Genomic DNA, 15436 nt, shown 5'->3' with positions numbered 1-15436 from the left:
GCGAATCGCTATTTCTCGCCTGGAAGCTGGCTATCGGTCTCATGGGGCTTCCATCACAGCGTTTTCGCGATGGCTTCGGCGGCAGCCGCGCCGGTTTCATAGGCGCCGTGCGCGGTAGAATAACGCGTCTTCGAACAGGCTTCTCCGGCGAAGAACAAGTGCTCGTTGTGAGGAGCGGCAAGGACGCTGCGCAGGTCGGAAGCGCCGGGCGTCGCATAGGAATAAGAACCACCGAAGAAAGGCTCACCCGCCCAGGCTGACGCAGCCAGCGGCGACAGCGTCTTGCCGACATCGGCACCGAAGACGCGCTTTAACTGCTCCACCGAAAAATCAAACATCGCATCGACGCCCTGGCGCTCCAGATCGAGCGCGAGGTCGGCAGCGAAATAGGCCTCGATGACCGGCGCACCGAATGGCTTCAGCTGATAGGCGCCCGTCCGGCGGCTATGCTGCGATCCCGTCACATGCGTGTCCTCCGGAAACATCGCCGGCTCGGCAACACGAAGGAAAAGCTTGTTTGCCAGGCCGAGCGGCAGGCGGGACGCCGCCTCGATCTTTTCCGGCAAAGGCGGCCAGAAGGCGATGCGTTCGGCCGCAAGCACATTGGTTGAAACTGTGACGATGACAGCCTTCGCCCGCAGCTCACCCTTGCCTGTCGAAAGCACGATATGGCCGGCGCCGCTGTGGTCGATGCGGCGGACCTCGGCGCCGACAACGGTCGGCATCGGCAGACCGTAGGTGGCGATCAAGGTGCCGTAGCCCTGTCGCACGCGCCAGTCAGGACCGGGGCCGGGATCGTAGCGGCCAAGATCGATCACCGAAGACTTGTCGAGCTCTCCCCCGGTCATGAAGGCGCCGACGGCGTAAATCCTTTCATTCCACGGATCATCAGGAGACAACATGGCCGAGAGATCGGCGTCCGCATCGCCCTCATACTCATAGACCCGCCCGAAAAAGTCGTTGACGGCGGCAGCGGCGGCTTTTGCATCGGGATCGTTCTGTTCCAACCGATGGCCGCCATCGCTCCAGGGCGCAGGCGTGCGATCGACGGTCAGGCCTACTTCCTCGGCAATATCAGTCCAGGCATTGGTGCGCGCGCCATGCAGCCAGCCGCAGCCAAGATCGAGCGCGGCGGCGTCGGTGCCGAACGGATGGATTGAGCGGGCGCGGCCGCCGACGCGATCGGAGGCTTCGAGCAAGACGATCGAGAGATCCGGCCGAAGCAATTGCAGCTGCCGGGCTGCAGCTACGCCGGCTGCGCCGGCGCCGATCACGGCAACGTCGACCTCGCCGCCTCTCCAGGATTCGATGGGCATTCCAATTCCCCTTCGCGCAAGCACCGGAGCGTGACCGAGCCTCGCGACTTGGTGATGTGAGGCTCGCCAATCCGCCGGCGCGAGCCCTGTCAATCATCTGTAGCCGACCTCGGCGCGGCCTGTAAACGGTGACAATGGTGGGCATACCAAATTGCCGCATTGAGCCCAAATGACGAATGTCGTACGTGCTTCATCGAGGCAGATAATGAGGAAGATCGTGCGGAAACCGACCTTCACAACAACACTTTCGACCGCGACGCGTAATATTGGAGGCGCTTGTGCCAACACAGCTCAATAAGACGGCAGCCGGACGTCGGGCTTCTTTCAAGTCGCGTCAGGAAACACCGATGTTCACGAAGGAGTGGTCCATCCCCGCGATCCTCACCGTCTTCCTGCTCGGCGTCTGCGGTCTGATCGCCTATTTCACCTGGACCCTCATGCCGCCGGCGGCGACAGCACAGAATCATGTCGGTGGAGCTGCCATACTCAGCGACAGCAGTGCTCATCCGACGGCCAATTCCGCGCCCCAAAAACAGAAGTAGCAGGCGCAGCGGCCGATAAGGCAGAAATGAAGACTAAGATGCGTGGGCGCCGTACTTTCTGCCGCCGGCCATAAGACCGACGGCAGTTACAGCTTTACGGTAGCACCCTGATTACAGAGACTCGTTATCCGAGGGCACATTTCCTGACGAAATGCAGCCAGCTGTCGTTGCGCCGGATAGTGGCGCGCGGCAAGCCGAAGGGATCGTCGCTTGATCGCGCCCGACCGCGTCGTGTCGTCGTTGCGGCGCTGTAACCGGCTTCATAGGCAAGCACGCGGTCGAGCGGTGTTTCGTCGCCATAGGGGAAGCAGAAGGACGAGATTCCCTCATCCAGCAAATCTTCGAGCAGCTCGCGCGAATGCGTGATCTGACGGCGTGCCTCTTCCATGGGCAATTGCGGCAGGCGGACGTGATCGAGCGTGTGCGATCCCACCTCGTGCCCCAGACTGTGCCAGCGCTTCAGCTGCTCGACCGACATGCAAGGCGCCTGCGCCACGCCAAGGGGGACGTCCCAGACATTGCTGCCGCCGATCTGGTTTGCCACGACGAAATTCGTGGCGGTAAAGCCGAACTCCTGCAGCACGGGCAAGGCATTCTCATAAACATTGGCATAGCTGTCATCGAAGGTGATGGCGGCGACTTTGCCGGTCTTCTCGCCGCGGATGTAAGGCATTGCCTCGCGCAGCGATACACCCTTAATTCCAAGCCTTTTCAGCCATTCCATCTGACGATGGAAAGCTTCTGGGTGGACGACCATGCTTCTGAACGGTGCCTTGCGCGACGGCGGCACCGCAATCTGATGATATGCGAGGATCGGAACGGCCACGATGGATGATCTCAGATGATGCGGCGCGAGCGAAGCGCGATCTTGGCACGATAGAGTGGCCGCAACACCTCTCTGGAGAGTGTTTCCGTCAATGTCTTGCGGCTTTTGATCGTGCTACCGCCGAGCTCGGGAGAGATTTCACGCACACCGCCGGGCAAGACCGAAAGCGGCGACACGCGGGTAAACCAGCTCATCTGCACGGTGGTATCGACGGGCCGATCGAAAATGGCGGTCGCCTCCAGTAGGCGGATGGCAGCATCGCGGCTGACAAGCTGTGCCACCATGCCAAGCCCAATCCGCGTCGGCTGAATGACATTGGTCGCTCCCTGGGACAGAACACATCTGCCATGCTCCTTGCCCATGCGAAACGGGAAGCGAATAAACGAACCTGGCTTCAGGCAGGCCTTGGCGGCGGCAAAAGCGGCATGGAACGCATCGTCGATCTCGACGTCGTCTTCGAAGACAAGGCCGGCATCGATGCCCTGCTCGACGATGGCGGCCCAAGCCTTACGGTGCGACAGAAAGCAGGCGATCTCGCCCGCGCTCATGGCAAACGGATAATATGGCTTCTGGAGCCGAGGACGGTAGACATTGTCGATCTCGGCGAAACTCAGAGCGCGGCCATCGACTGCCTCAATGACCTCACTCTGCACCGGAAGCTTTGCAACAAGCCTTTCAACCTGGGGCATGCGATCGCGGGCGCGAGCGAGATGGATGATGAAGCCACGAATGACAGGTTGGCCGGGCGTGTCCAGAACGGTACCGACCGAATTGGGCGCAGGAGCGAACTCGAATCCCGTGTGAGATCTTTCGAGCGGCATCGCCGAAGACGGGTTGAATTCGTGGGCTTGCATGAATGAATACCTCGAGGTCATATTTCGCGAGGCTCTAGCAACCCTGAATGAAAGCGAGCTTAGGCAAACCTGAGGCCAAACTGAAAATGGTTGTTTTCAACTGGTCTGAACAACTGAAGGAAGGCTAAACGAGCACGCTGATGCGGCCGCTCGCCATTTTGTCTTCAACCCAGCGGCGCTCGTCCAGCCAGGCATGGCGTTTCCACCCTTCCCAGCTGAAACCGCACAGCTTCACCTCCCACTCGTCGGCAGGCAATCGTGACAGCACATATCGGATGCCGAAGAAGCCGGTGCTCGGAAAGAGCTGGTGCATGCGGCATTGGCTCACGCCGAGTTCCTCGCAGCCCTCGATGTAGAATTGCGGCGGCATGATGCGGATTTCCTTGCCGGCCGCGCCGACCAATTCGATCGTCCGCATCGTCCAATCGCTTCTCCTGCCTTTGAGGCGCGAGAGAAGATTGGGCTTGGGGTGATATTTGCGGATGATATCGGGATGATAGGCCAGCACGACCTCTTTGGCGGCCGTGAAAGTCGGGCTTGTCAGAAAGGCCGGGTCCGTCAATCGGCGCTGCATCGGCTTGCTGGAAGCTGCAAGCATGAGAATATCCGTGCGTGAGCCGCTCATCCCGATCGAGGCTTTCGGCTCGTTGAAGCGCATTGCGAATTCAGCATTGTCCACGACCTCGGAAAGGTCGCGCTGCAGCTTGCCATTGCCGATGATGATTGCCGTCTTTCGGGTCAAATATGAGTATCCATCAGATCTGAAATCGTCGACCTAACGAAGCCAAATGAAGCCAAACTGAAGACGGATGAGGGGAAGGATGCATAAAAGCTGACACGAACCTGAAAGCCATCGCGATGTCACCCACACGCAACAGCAGCGCCAGAGGACCATGCGTCAGCTCAGATTTGTGTGGGGCTTGAGAGTGCAAGAAACCGATTGCGAACGCAAAGAGGTCACATCTTGCCGAATCAAAAAGGAGCCCAAACGGGCTCCCGAAACAATGACGGTTTGTCTGGTCTATTCGACCGAATTAAATTTCTTAACCTGAAGGAAATTCACTGCGCTTCCGCTGAAGCGTTCGGGATCGATCGACGCGGTCTGTACCTTGAAGCCATCCGTGTAAACGGCAGTCGGCTGGGCACGAAGCGTCGGGCTCACGAAGCGCGGAGCCTTGACCGGGCGGTTCACGATCTCGACCCGAGCCTTTGCGATCGCCCATTGCGAGATCATCTTATCCGTCAGCGTCGGCGCAGTTGTCACAGTTGCACGGCCCGAATCGGCCACGACGGCATCCTGCTTGTTCGGCCGGCCGCCCTTGGTCGCAATGCCAGCGGCAATCGGGCGTTCCTGCGGCGTTGTCGGCTCGAAACCGTCGTTGAAGCGACGGCTGCTGGCCTTCACCTCACTGCGAACCGGCGCGAGTGCGGCCACCTGCATCGGCATTTGCTGGGTCGGCCTCTGCTGCGGCAGGACGGAGGCAATTGCCTGCACCGCATCGTTACCGGCAGCCAGACCATTGTCTGCCGCGGGCAGCTGATCCTTAGACGCGACGTTGTTCGACGGTTGGGTCATCGCAACCGCATTGTTGGCATCCGATCGATCCGGACGGCTCTGCTCCAGAGCCGCAATGACCGAAGGCGAAAGTGCGCCTGCATCGGCTTGGTCGTCGGCAGCCTCCTGATCCGCATCGGCTGATGCCAGCAGGCTTTCGGCCAATTCCGGACGCTGCGCCGGCACCGGAACGGCAGCCAACTGGCCTTTCATGTCAGCCTCGGCCGATGCCACTTCGGCATCGCCGGGTGAGCGGCGGTCAAGCAAGGACGGCACCGGCACATGATAGGAGCGAAGATCGGCATATTGCGGCTGATCTCCCGTATCCGGCATGGCGGCGGCAAGCGCATCCTGAGCAGCGTTGCGAGACGGCGAAACGAGAGCGGAAGCAACATCGCTGCCGGCAGGCTGACTACCGAATGCCGGGCGAACCTGCGGAACGGGCGCGTTTACGCTGGCGACCTGAACCTGGGCAGGAGCCGGAGCAGCGCCATCGTCACCATCATCGCTGGCGGCTGGAGCGGGCTGGCCTTTGCGAACAGCCGAAGCGACAGCCACCGGTGCTGCCGCCGTGCCGGTATCCGCGTTATCCTCTTCCTCATCCGCACCACCGCCCCCGAACAGACGGGCAAAGAAGCCGCGGCGCGACGAAGAGGAGCTGGCGATCTGGATATCGTCGGACGACATGCGGCGCTTATAATCGGCGACTGCCTGCTGGTAACCCGGCAGCGGCCGGCCGTCGGCCGGAATATGCATCGTCTTGCCATCCGGGAAGAGGCGGACGAGATCCTGGCGATCCATGCGCGGCCATGCACGCACGCCGCCGACGTCCATATGGACGAAAGGCGAACCCGAAGTCGGATAATAGCCGACACCGCCCACCTGTAGCTTCATGCCGATTTCGCGCAGCTTGGAAAGCTTGACGTCCGGAAGATAGAAATCCATCGCGTTGCCGAGCATGTGCTGGCTCTTCTTGGCAACGCCGGTGTGGGCCGAACGCGTGCGCAGCATCTCGTTGGTGCCAGGCGAACGGAACCCGCAGATCACATAGATGAATTCGTGCGAACCGCTTTCGCGGTAGGCCTCCCAGATCAGATCGAACAGGCGCGGGTTCATCTTGGTGGGCTGATTCTTGCGCCAATCGCGCAGGATGCGGTTCAGCTTCTCCAGGCCGTCCGGATCGAACCTGCCGTTGCGCTTGTAGGTAATGACGGCCTTTTCGCCGGTGTGGACATAATAGATCTTCAGGCTGCGGGTTTCACCACCAGCCTGCGAGGGAGTACCGACGAAAACAGGAGTAGAAACGGCCAAAGCAAGGAGGCCAATGGCTGCTACCTTGGCCACCTTGCTAAATAGGTTAGAGCACGCAGAATGCCAGCTCAAGCTATTAGGCTTGGTATTTGCACTCAAATTCGGCAATTCGATCCCCGTCCGACAGACAATGTCGCATCGTGTTCCAAATGGCTGTCAATTGCGGTGACACGATGGCAAAAATGCCACACATGGTCGCCCCCTTCATACATGGTGAACGATGCACTAACAAGTGCTTTACGACGGGTAACAAAATATGCTTGCCTAAACGTTAAGCTTTTTCTCATGCCGCGCTTTTTTGCGGATCATCCGGGTCGATGCCATAGTCTTTCAACTTACGGTAGAGAGTTGAGCGCCCGATACCGAGCTTTCTCGCCACCTGACTCATCTGCCCGCGATAGAATTTAAGGGCGAATCGGATCAATTCTTCCTCTACATCCGCCAGTTTTCTTACATCGCCCAAGGTGTTCGTGCTGACGATGACGTTGTCGGAAGTACCGGCCGAGGCATCGGCGGAAGCAAGCGGAGGAGTTGCAGGCGATGCCTGCGCAACCCCGTAAGGGATCCGCTCGCTTCTTTCAGCCGCCAGAAGTCCAGCCGACGAGGCATGCGAATTATCCACAACCAAAGTCGGATGCTCGACGGCGAAATAACCCGGCAGCTGCGCGGCGATCTGCGGAAAATCCGTATCGAGCAATTCCGGTCCTTCGGACAGAACGACTGCGCGGAAGATCGCGTTTTCGAGCTGGCGGATATTGCCCGGCCAGTCATAGGCCGTCAGCAGGGCTAGAGCATCATTGCTGATACCAAGCGGGCGATCGAGCTTCTGCTCCAGTGCAAACCGGTCGGCGAAAGCGCGCGCCAGATGCGGGATGTCCTCCTTGCGGCGGCGCAGGGCCGGCATCGTAATCGGGAAGACATTGAGGCGATAGTAGAGATCCTCGCGGAATCGCCCTGCCTTGACCTCTTCGATCAGATCCTTGTTGGTGGCCGAGATCAGCCGGACATTGACCTTCTGAGCGACACGTGCGCCGACGGTCTCGATTTCGCCCTGCTGCACGGCGCGCAAAAGCTTGACCTGGACTTCCAGCGGCAGATCGCCGATTTCGTCGAGGAACAGCGTGCCACCATCGGCTTCCATGAATTTGCCGACATGGCGCTCGGTCGCCCCCGTGAATGCGCCTTTCTCGTGTCCGAAAAGGATGCTTTCGACGAGATTATGCGGGATCGCACCGCAATTGACGATCACGAACGGCTTGCCGGCACGATCGCTGGCGGCCTGAATGGCGCGAGCCACCAGTTCCTTGCCGACGCCCGATTCGCCTTCCAGCACCACCGGAATGCTCGATTGCGCCGCCCGATGGGCGAGATCGATCACGCGCATCATCGCCGGACTTGCCGAGACGATGTCGTCGAAGGAGATGCTGCTCGAGCGCGACTTGCGCCCGGCGCGGGCCTTCGCCTCGCGCTGGTCGAGCTTCAGGGCGTTGGCGATCGACGCAGCGATACGCTCTGGCGACACAGGCTTGACAACGAAATCGAAGGCGCCGGCGCGCATGGCCTGCACCACGGTATCGATGCCGCCCTGCCCGGTCTGCACGATGACGGGCAGGTCGATGCCCATATCGTTCAGAGCGCCCAGGAACTCGATGCCGTTCATTTCCGGCATCATGAGATCGAGCACGATCACATTAATCTGATCGTGGCCACGCTTCAGGAACTCCAGGCCGAGACGGCCATTTTCTGCCAAATGGGCAACGTGTCCGTGCCGCTCGATGGCATTCTTCAGCAGACGGCGTTGAATCGGATCATCCTCAACAACGAGAATCTGCGCGCCTCCCTTGGCGCTATTGTAAACGGTCATTGGTGCCTCACTTCATGCGAAACCTGACGCGGACATTCGCAGAAAGGCTTGAACATGAAGTTTTGCCAAACCATCGCATTTTAATCATTATGACGAATATAAAATCGCTTATGAATCAACGGCCGGCGCTGGAAAATCAGGCCTTGCGGTGGCCTTTCCAGCCCACTAGACACGAATGGATCGGACGATCCGAAAGATAAAAGCAGAGGAAATTTCGCCCATGAGCCCGACCTCGCTCCGCCACTCTCTTAACTTCTCCGCAAGCTCGGCCGCCGGCCAGGCGCTTGGCGAGCTGCCCGCCTGGAAGCTCAGCGATCTCTATCCGTCCGCGACCTCGCCGGAATTTCTTGGAGACATCGAAAAGGCCCGCAAGCTGGCCATTGCCTTCGAGGAAAAGTGGAAAGGCAAGCTGACCGAAGCCGCCGCCAAATCGGGTGATGCCGGCATCGGCGCCGCCATCAAGGAGTATGAGGCGCTTGACGATATCATGGGCCGCCTCGGCTCCTATGCCGGGCTCACCTATTTCACGAACACCATCGATCCGGCCAACGGCAAGCTCTATGGCGACGTCCAGGCAAAACTGACGGACTACGCCGCGCACCTGCTGTTCTTTCCGCTGGAATTGAACCGCATCGACGACGCAATCATGGATGCCTGCATGGTGAACGACGCCACCGCCGGTCACTACCGCCCGTGGATCGTCGATCTGCGCAAGGACAAGCCGCATCAGCTCGACGACAAGCTCGAGCAGTTGTTCCTGGAAAAGTCGATGACGAGCGCTGCCGCCTTCAACCGACTGTTCGACGAGACGATGGCAGAACTGCGCTTCGAGATCGACGGCGAGAAGCAGCCGTTGGAAGTGGCCTTGAACATGCTGCAGGAGCAGGACCCTGAAGTGCGTCGCAAGGCGGCCATGGCACTTGCCGAAACCTTCAAGGCGAACCTGCGCACCTTCACGCTGATCACCAATACGCTCGCCAAGGATAAGGAAATTTCCGACCGTTGGCGCGGTTTCGAGGATATTGCCGATAGCAGGCATCTCGCCAACCGCGTCGAGCGCGAGGTCGTCGATGCCTTGGCAGCCGCCGTGCGCGACGCCTATCCGCGCCTGTCGCATCGTTATTACAAGATGAAAGCCAAATGGCTCGGCATGGAGCAGATGAATTTCTGGGATCGTAACGCGCCGCTGCCGGAAACGCCAAATGCACTGATCCCCTGGACCGATGCGAAGGACACGGTTCTTTCGGCCTACGGCAATTTCGCGCCTGAAATGGCTGCGATCGCCAAGCGCTTTTTCGATGAGGAATGGATCGACGCGCCGGTACGTCCCGGCAAGGCGCCCGGTGCGTTCGCGCATCCGACCGTCCCGTCAGCCCATCCCTATGTCCTCGTCAATTACATGGGCAAGCCACGCGATGTCATGACGCTGGCGCATGAGCTCGGCCACGGCGTGCATCAGGTGCTGGCCGGCGGCCAGGGGGCGCTGATGTGCCAGACGCCGCTGACATTGGCGGAAACCGCATCCGTCTTCGGCGAGATGCTGACCTTCCGCGCGCTCCTCGACAAGACTACCGACAAGCGCGAACGCAAGGCCATGCTCGCCCAGAAGGTCGAGGACATGATCAATACGGTCGTGCGCCAGATCGCCTTCTACGAATTCGAGCGCAAGGTGCATACCGCCCGCAAGAATGGCGAACTGACATCGGACAATATCGGCGAGCTGTGGCTCTCCGTGCAGGAAGAGAGCCTAGGCCCGGCGATCAAGATCTCCGAGGGCTATGAGACCTATTGGGCCTATATCCCCCACTTCATCCACTCGCCTTTCTACGTCTATGCCTATGCCTTTGGCGATTGCCTGGTAAACTCGCTCTATGCGGTCTACCAGAACGCCGAAAAGGGCTTCCAGGACAAGTATTTCGAGCTCCTGAAGGCCGGCGGCACCAAGCACCACTCTGAGCTTCTGAAGCCTTTTGGCCTCGACGCGACCGATCCGTCGTTCTGGAGCAAGGGCCTGTCGATGATCGAAGGGCTGATCGATGAGTTGGAAGCGTTAGATAAGAACTGAAATCCCGTCTGCTCGTAGGAGCAGGTCAGGCATGTCTGCCATTGCCGCAACCGCGCGCATGGCCCCTCACCCCAACCCACTCCCCGCCTATGCGGGGAGAAGGAGCCGCGGCTCAGCCTTCGCATCATTTGGGCGCGAATGGCGCGGCAATGTCGGATCGATCCCCTCTCCCCGCCTGCGGGGAGAGGGCTAGGGTGAGGGGCCATACGCCTGGTTGCGGTAGGCACAACTAAAGCCTGACAATCAATATAACGAGAACCTGATCGAAATCCGCGCATGGTCGATGCCATACCCTACGTCCTCTTCAGGGACGACAGCACAGGACAGATGATGATCTTCGCCGAACCGGCCGAGATCATTATCGCCCATACACGCGCGCAATTTTTCGATGCCCTCGATCGGATGGAGGAGGCCAAGCGGCAAGGACAATGGCTTGCCGGCTATATCGCCTATGACGCCGGCCATCTCTTCGAGGAAAAACTCGTCCCTTTCGCCGAGGAGAACAGGGAAACGCCCCTGCTCTGCTTCGGCGTTTTCGACGGCCCTGCTGCGGGCGACCACCCGCTCTGCCAACCAGCCAAGCGCATGGAAAACCAGGAATTACTGACAGAGCCGAAAGCGGCCTGGAATTTCGAGACCTATCAGGAGCGCTTCGACAGGCTGCATCTGCATTTGCGCCTTGGCGACTGCTATCAAGCAAACCTTACCATGCCGATCCATGCGCGATGGAACGGTGATCCCCGCGCCGCCTTCTGGTCGCTGATCGAACGGCAGCCGGTGAAATACGGCGCACTCGTCGATCTCGGCGGTCCGATCATCCTGTCGCGCTCGCCGGAGCTTTTCTTCCGCACGGACGAGAACGGCTGGATCGAGACGCATCCGATGAAAGGCACGGCCAAGCGCGGTGCGAATGCCGCCGAGGACGAGCGCATTATCGCCGCCATGCTTGCCGACGAAAAGACGCAGGCCGAAAACCGTATGATCGTCGACCTCCTGCGCAACGATATCTCGCGCATCACCGAGGTCGGCACACTTGACGTGCCGAAGCTCTTCGAGATCGAGACCTATCCCACGCTCCATCAGATGGTCAGCCATGTCCAGGCGAAGCTGCGTCCGGGCATATCGATCCGCGATATCCTTACCGCACTTTTTCCCTGCGGCTCGATCACCGGTGCGCCGAAAATACGGGCGATGGAAATCCTGCACGATCTCGAAGACGGCCCGCGCGACGCCTATTGCGGCGCGATCGGCCTGATCTCGCCCGATGGAGCCATGCGCTTTTCGGTGGCGATCCGCACGATCACGCTTTTCGAAGACGGCCGCGCGGTGTTCAATGTCGGTGGGGGCATCGTCTTCGATTCGACGGCGGAAGCGGAATATGAGGAGTGCCTCCTCAAGGCGCGCTTCGCCGTGGGGGATAGATGGATCGACCGGTAGAGAATTTTTCCCTCATCGAGACGCTGCGCTTCGAGCCGGAAACCGGTTTCGTGCGCCTGCGCCTGCATCTTGCGCGGCTGCAGCGTTCCATCCGCCGTTTAGGCTTTGCAGCCCCGAAGAACGTGCTTGGAAAACTGGAACAGGCGGTTGCCGGCGCTGCCGCACCTTTGAGAGTTCGCCTCACTCTGGACCGCGAAGGGCAAGCGGAAGTGACGACGGCGCCGTTTGTCCCGCTTTTGCCTGACACCGTCTGGCGCTTGCGCATCGCTGCGACCCGGCTCGATTCCTCCGACAAGCTGCTGCGTTTTAAAACCACGCGACGTGGCATCTATGAAGCAGCCCGCGCGGAATGCCGGCCAGACGAGGCCGATGAAGTCCTGCTCCTGAATGAGAAGGACGAGGTGTGCGAGGGAACGATCACCTCGGTCTTCCTTGAGGACAGCGCGGACCTGCTCAGAACCCCTCCAATATCGGCCGGTCTGCTTGCCGGCGTCCTGCGCACCGAACTCATCTGCCAGCGCAAGGCCCGCGTCGGCCGCATCCGGCTCGACGACCTGAAAGATCGCCCCCTTTATGTCGGAAACTCCCTGCGCGGCCTGATCCGCGCACAACTCCTATGGAATTGATTGCATGTTCATTCTCTCGCTCACCTACCTCAAGGGCAATGACGAAGCCGACAAGCACATGCAGCCGCATATGGCCTGGGTGCAGGAGGGCTATGCCAGGGGCTGGTTCCTCGCTTCCGGCCGCAAGGTACCGCGCACAGGCGGCGTCATCTTCGCTCGTGGCGAGCGGGTGGAACTTGAAGCCTATGTCGCGGCCGACCCCTTCACGATCCACGGTGTCGCCATTTACGAAGTCCAGGAAATCGCCCTCACCACCGTCGTCGACGGGTTGGAAGGCCTGAAGGCCTAAGCGGCGGAAGGCGCTTGCCTGCTGCCCCATTCCGTTTATGTCAGCGAAAACCAACCTTGAGGGCAACAAACTCGTCGCATATGGCGTGTATGTTGCCCTCCACTTGACTTTGCCCGGCTAACCCTCAACAGCTCTTTATTGTGACATCAAATTATGATTAGAGCCGCTCACCTCGCGTTTTCGCGCAAACTCTGCCAGCGCTTTCGCGTAAACTCTAATTGAATTTCGTGAACCGAACGGCGTCCCGCCTTTCGAAGGAGAAAAGAATGACGAAACACAACTATCCGGTATATGCCGAAATTACCGGTCCGATCGTGATGATCGGCTTTGGCTCCATTGGCCGTGGCACCCTGCCCCTGATCGAGCGCCATTTCAAATTCGACAAGAGCCGGATGGTCGTCATTGACCCGCAGATGGATGCCGAGCACCTGGCGATCCTGGAAAAGCATGGCGTCCGCCATATCCAGGCCCATGTCACCAAGGACAATTACAAGGATCTCCTGAAGCCGCTTCTTACGGAAGGCGGCGGCCAGGGCTTCTGCGTCAACCTCTCGGTCGATACCGGCTCACTCGACCTGGTCAAGCTGTGCCGCAAGCTCGACGTTCTGTATATCGACACCGTTGTCGAGCCCTGGCTCGGCTTCTACTTCGACAAGGGCCTGAAGAACGCCGACCGCACCAACTATGCCCTGCGCGAAACCATGCGCAAGGAGAAGGAAAAGAACCCAGGTGGCGCGACGGCCGTTTCTACCTGCGGCGCCAATCCGGGCATGGTCTCCTGGTTCGTCAAGCAGGCGCTCGTCAATCTCGCCAAGGATATCGGCCTGAAGTTCGAAGAGCCGGATCAGCACGATCGCGAAGGCTGGGCAAAGCTGATGAAGAAGGTCGGCGTCAAGGGCGTTCACATCGCCGAGCGCGACACGCAGCGCACCAAGCATCCGAAGCCGCTCAACGTCTTCTGGAACACCTGGTCCGTAGAAGGCTTCATTTCCGAAGGTCTGCAGCCGGCCGAACTCGGCTGGGGCACCCATGAAGAATGGATGCCGAAGAACGCCAAGAAGCACAAGAAGGGCTGCAAGGCCGCCATCTATCTGGAGCAGCCGGGCGCCAATACCCGTGTGCGCACGTGGTGCCCGACCCCCGGCCCGCAATACGGCTTCCTCGTCACCCATAACGAGTCGATCTCGATCGCCGACTATTTCACCGTCCGCGACAAGGACAGCGAAGTCACTTTCCGCCCGACCTGCCATTACGCCTATCATCCGGCCAATGACGCCGTGCTCTCGCTCCACGAGATGTTCGGCAATGGCGGCACGCCGCAGCCGGTCCATCACGTTCTCGACGAGGACGAGCTGGAAGACGGCATCGACGAACTCGGCGTGCTGCTTTACGGCCATGCCAAGAATGCCTACTGGTACGGCTCGCGCCTGTCTCTCGAAGAGACCCGCCGCATCGCTCCCTACCAGAACGCCACCGGTCTGCAGGTGACGTCAGCCGTGCTCGCCGGCATGGTCTGGGCGCTGGAAAACCCGAAGGCCGGCATCGTGGAAGCCGACGAAATCGATTACAAGCGCTGCCTCGAAGTGCAGCTGCCCTATCTCGGCCCGGTCGAAGGTCACTACACCGACTGGACCCCGCTCGACGGCCGTCCGGGCCTCTTCCCGGAAGACATCGACACCAAAGACCCCTGGCAGTTCCGGAACATTCTAGTTCGCTGAGGGTATCGTGTCAGCTTGATGCCAGACCCGAATGCCCGCACAAGTCGTGCGGGCATTTTTGTTACGCAAGCCAGATAAATCAAGCAGATCGCCTGGAGCGTCTTGCTTTAGCCCGATGGTCGCGGCATCTTCCTTGCAACCGATACGCCTTTAGACCGCCTTCATTCGCGGGAGATATTTATGAAGATGAGAACCGTTCTTGCCCTCGTTGCCGCCGCCGCGGCCCTCTCCGCCTGCGTCGATTTCGGCGGCTCCAGACCGCCGCCGATGGGGATGAACCCGGGTGGCTCCCAGCCGCGCATGAATTCGGTGGAAGGAAGCTGGGCTGATTCGAACGGCCTGAATTCGACCTTCAATGGCGGCCGATTCGAAACGCATACCACTGATGGCACGAACCAGCAGATGGCCTCGGGAACCTATACGACCGATCCATCCGGCGTGATCCAGATCAACCTCTATTCGAACATCAAGCGCACATCATCGAAGGTGAATTGCTTCCTGGCCAATCCCAGCCAGCTCAATTGCACCTCCGAAACCGGTGGGCACTTCTCGCTCAATCGCCAGGGCTGATAGAGACCCGATGGACGGATAAGACATCATGCGCGGCATGCTGATCCTCTATCTGGCACTTGTCGCGGCATTGCCCGTCGCCATTATGGCGACGGTCCTCCCTGTAAACAGCTATCGGGCTCAGGGCATCGACGCCCTTGATTGCGACGGCCCAGCAAGCGTCCTCCTCTTCGCCATACCGGCTTTGCTCGTCTACGGGGTCGGCGCCATCCTGCTTTACCGGAGGCGGAATCGGCGCCTGCATCTTGTCGCCTTCCTCTGTTGTGCGCTCGTCTTCTGCTCCGTTGGCTGGAATGCCGCTGCGGCGCTGCGCGAATCCTATGGTGCAGCCTCCGTCGAAGCCTGCGCCTGATCTGGCGGGCCATTTCGCTTCTTTGTAAAATCCGAATGAAGCCAACAGCTTTTACTTGCGCTCGCTCCGCCGGGATGGAAACATCGGCATGGGGGACCGCCTCGGGCATTG

Annotated in this window: 13 protein-coding genes and 2 pseudogenes; 8 read left to right on the top strand and 7 right to left on the bottom strand. The window is 59.8% G+C overall.

The features are described 5' to 3' along the window. Positions 1-53: 53 nt before the first annotated feature. Positions 54-1316: a flavin monoamine oxidase family protein gene (locus FHT85_RS22660; protein ID WP_112410021.1), complete on the bottom strand. Its 1263-nt coding sequence runs from the start codon at positions 1314-1316 to the stop codon at positions 54-56. Between the two features lie 347 nt (positions 1317-1663). Between FHT85_RS22660 and FHT85_RS22655 the strand changes: the two genes are divergently transcribed. Next, positions 1664-1858: a hypothetical protein gene (locus FHT85_RS22655; protein WP_112410022.1), complete on the top strand. Its 195-nt coding sequence runs from the start codon at positions 1664-1666 to the stop codon at positions 1856-1858. 124 nt (positions 1859-1982) lie between these two features. On the opposite strand, the gene FHT85_RS22650 is transcribed toward FHT85_RS22655, so the two are convergent. The 6 genes and pseudogenes from FHT85_RS22650 to FHT85_RS22630 all read right to left on the bottom strand — a co-directional run. After that, complete coding sequence (locus FHT85_RS22650; RefSeq protein WP_112410023.1) at positions 1983-2684, bottom strand: polysaccharide deacetylase family protein; 702 nt, start codon at positions 2682-2684, stop codon at positions 1983-1985. Between the two features lie 11 nt (positions 2685-2695). Next, a complete protein-coding gene (locus FHT85_RS22645) occupies positions 2696-3538 on the bottom strand; it encodes a glycosyltransferase family 25 protein (RefSeq protein ID WP_112410024.1) in 843 nt (280 codons plus the stop codon). Between the two features lie 124 nt (positions 3539-3662). Beyond that, positions 3663-4280, bottom strand: coding sequence for a hypothetical protein (locus tag FHT85_RS22640; RefSeq protein ID WP_112410025.1), 618 nt, complete (start codon positions 4278-4280; stop codon positions 3663-3665). 279 nt (positions 4281-4559) lie between these two features. Beyond that, the gene (locus FHT85_RS22635) at positions 4560-6512 is read right to left on the bottom strand and encodes a DUF882 domain-containing protein (protein WP_112410026.1); all 1953 of its coding nucleotides are present in this window, start codon (positions 6510-6512) and stop codon (positions 4560-4562) included. A 175-nt stretch (positions 6513-6687) separates the two neighbouring features. Continuing rightward, positions 6688-6897, bottom strand: a pseudogene (locus tag FHT85_RS31010) (helix-turn-helix domain-containing protein); the annotation flags it as partial. A gap of 119 nt (positions 6898-7016) precedes the next feature. Beyond that, positions 7017-8268: pseudogene (locus FHT85_RS22630) on the bottom strand (sigma-54-dependent transcriptional regulator); the annotation flags it as partial. A 220-nt stretch (positions 8269-8488) separates the two neighbouring features. Between FHT85_RS22630 and FHT85_RS22625 the strand changes: the two are divergent. The 7 genes from FHT85_RS22625 to FHT85_RS22595 all read left to right on the top strand — a co-directional run bounded on the left by FHT85_RS22625 (position 8489) and on the right by FHT85_RS22595 (position 15325). Beyond that, positions 8489-10333: a M3 family oligoendopeptidase gene (locus tag FHT85_RS22625; protein ID WP_112335116.1), complete on the top strand. Its 1845-nt coding sequence runs from the start codon at positions 8489-8491 to the stop codon at positions 10331-10333. A gap of 276 nt (positions 10334-10609) precedes the next feature. Then, positions 10610-11770 (top strand): aminodeoxychorismate synthase component I, encoded by a 1161-nt coding sequence (locus FHT85_RS22620; protein ID WP_112410028.1) that lies wholly within the window; start codon positions 10610-10612, stop codon positions 11768-11770. Then, positions 11755-12396 carry an aminotransferase class IV family protein gene (locus FHT85_RS22615; RefSeq protein ID WP_112335118.1) on the top strand — a complete coding sequence of 214 codons (642 nt, stop codon included), beginning with the start codon at positions 11755-11757 and terminating at the stop codon, positions 12394-12396. The genes FHT85_RS22620 and FHT85_RS22615 overlap by 16 nt, the downstream gene beginning before the upstream one ends. A 4-nt stretch (positions 12397-12400) precedes the next feature. Then, positions 12401-12685: a YciI family protein gene (locus FHT85_RS22610; RefSeq protein WP_112335119.1), complete on the top strand. Its 285-nt coding sequence runs from the start codon at positions 12401-12403 to the stop codon at positions 12683-12685. 266 nt (positions 12686-12951) lie between these two features. Beyond that, positions 12952-14403 carry a homospermidine synthase gene (locus FHT85_RS22605; protein WP_112410029.1) on the top strand — a complete coding sequence of 484 codons (1452 nt, stop codon included), beginning with the start codon at positions 12952-12954 and terminating at the stop codon, positions 14401-14403. A 180-nt stretch (positions 14404-14583) separates the two neighbouring features. Then, positions 14584-14973: a hypothetical protein gene (locus FHT85_RS22600; protein ID WP_015341076.1), complete on the top strand. Its 390-nt coding sequence runs from the start codon at positions 14584-14586 to the stop codon at positions 14971-14973. Between the two features lie 28 nt (positions 14974-15001). Beyond that, a complete protein-coding gene (locus FHT85_RS22595; RefSeq protein ID WP_112335120.1) occupies positions 15002-15325 on the top strand; it encodes a hypothetical protein in 324 nt (107 codons plus the stop codon). The last annotated feature ends 111 nt before the right edge of the window (positions 15326-15436 follow it).

Origin of the sequence: Rhizobium sp. BK312, from assembly GCF_014193605.1 — a bacterium.
In the GTDB taxonomy this organism is placed as follows: domain Bacteria; phylum Pseudomonadota; class Alphaproteobacteria; order Rhizobiales; family Rhizobiaceae; genus Rhizobium.
This window is presented reverse-complemented; position numbering and strand designations above follow the sequence as displayed.

Bases quoted from the DNA above. Each gene is read 5' to 3' on its own strand.
- FHT85_RS22615 (WP_112335118.1), top strand. From the start codon at position 11,755: ATGGATCGACCGGTAGAGAATTTTTCCCTCATCGAGACGCTGCGCTTC.
- FHT85_RS22620 (WP_112410028.1), top strand. From the start codon at position 10,610: ATGGTCGATGCCATACCCTACGTCCTCTTCAGGGACGACAGCACAGGA.
- FHT85_RS22660 (WP_112410021.1), bottom strand. From the start codon at position 1,316: ATGCCCATCGAATCCTGGAGAGGCGGCGAGGTCGACGTTGCCGTGATC.
- FHT85_RS22600 (WP_015341076.1), top strand. From the start codon at position 14,584: ATGAAGATGAGAACCGTTCTTGCCCTCGTTGCCGCCGCCGCGGCCCTC.
- FHT85_RS22655 (WP_112410022.1), top strand. From the start codon at position 1,664: ATGTTCACGAAGGAGTGGTCCATCCCCGCGATCCTCACCGTCTTCCTG.
- FHT85_RS22595 (WP_112335120.1), top strand. From the start codon at position 15,002: ATGCGCGGCATGCTGATCCTCTATCTGGCACTTGTCGCGGCATTGCCC.
- FHT85_RS22605 (WP_112410029.1), top strand. From the start codon at position 12,952: ATGACGAAACACAACTATCCGGTATATGCCGAAATTACCGGTCCGATC.
- FHT85_RS22645 (WP_112410024.1), bottom strand. From the start codon at position 3,538: ATGCAAGCCCACGAATTCAACCCGTCTTCGGCGATGCCGCTCGAAAGA.
- FHT85_RS22610 (WP_112335119.1), top strand. From the start codon at position 12,401: ATGTTCATTCTCTCGCTCACCTACCTCAAGGGCAATGACGAAGCCGAC.
- FHT85_RS22625 (WP_112335116.1), top strand. From the start codon at position 8,489: ATGAGCCCGACCTCGCTCCGCCACTCTCTTAACTTCTCCGCAAGCTCG.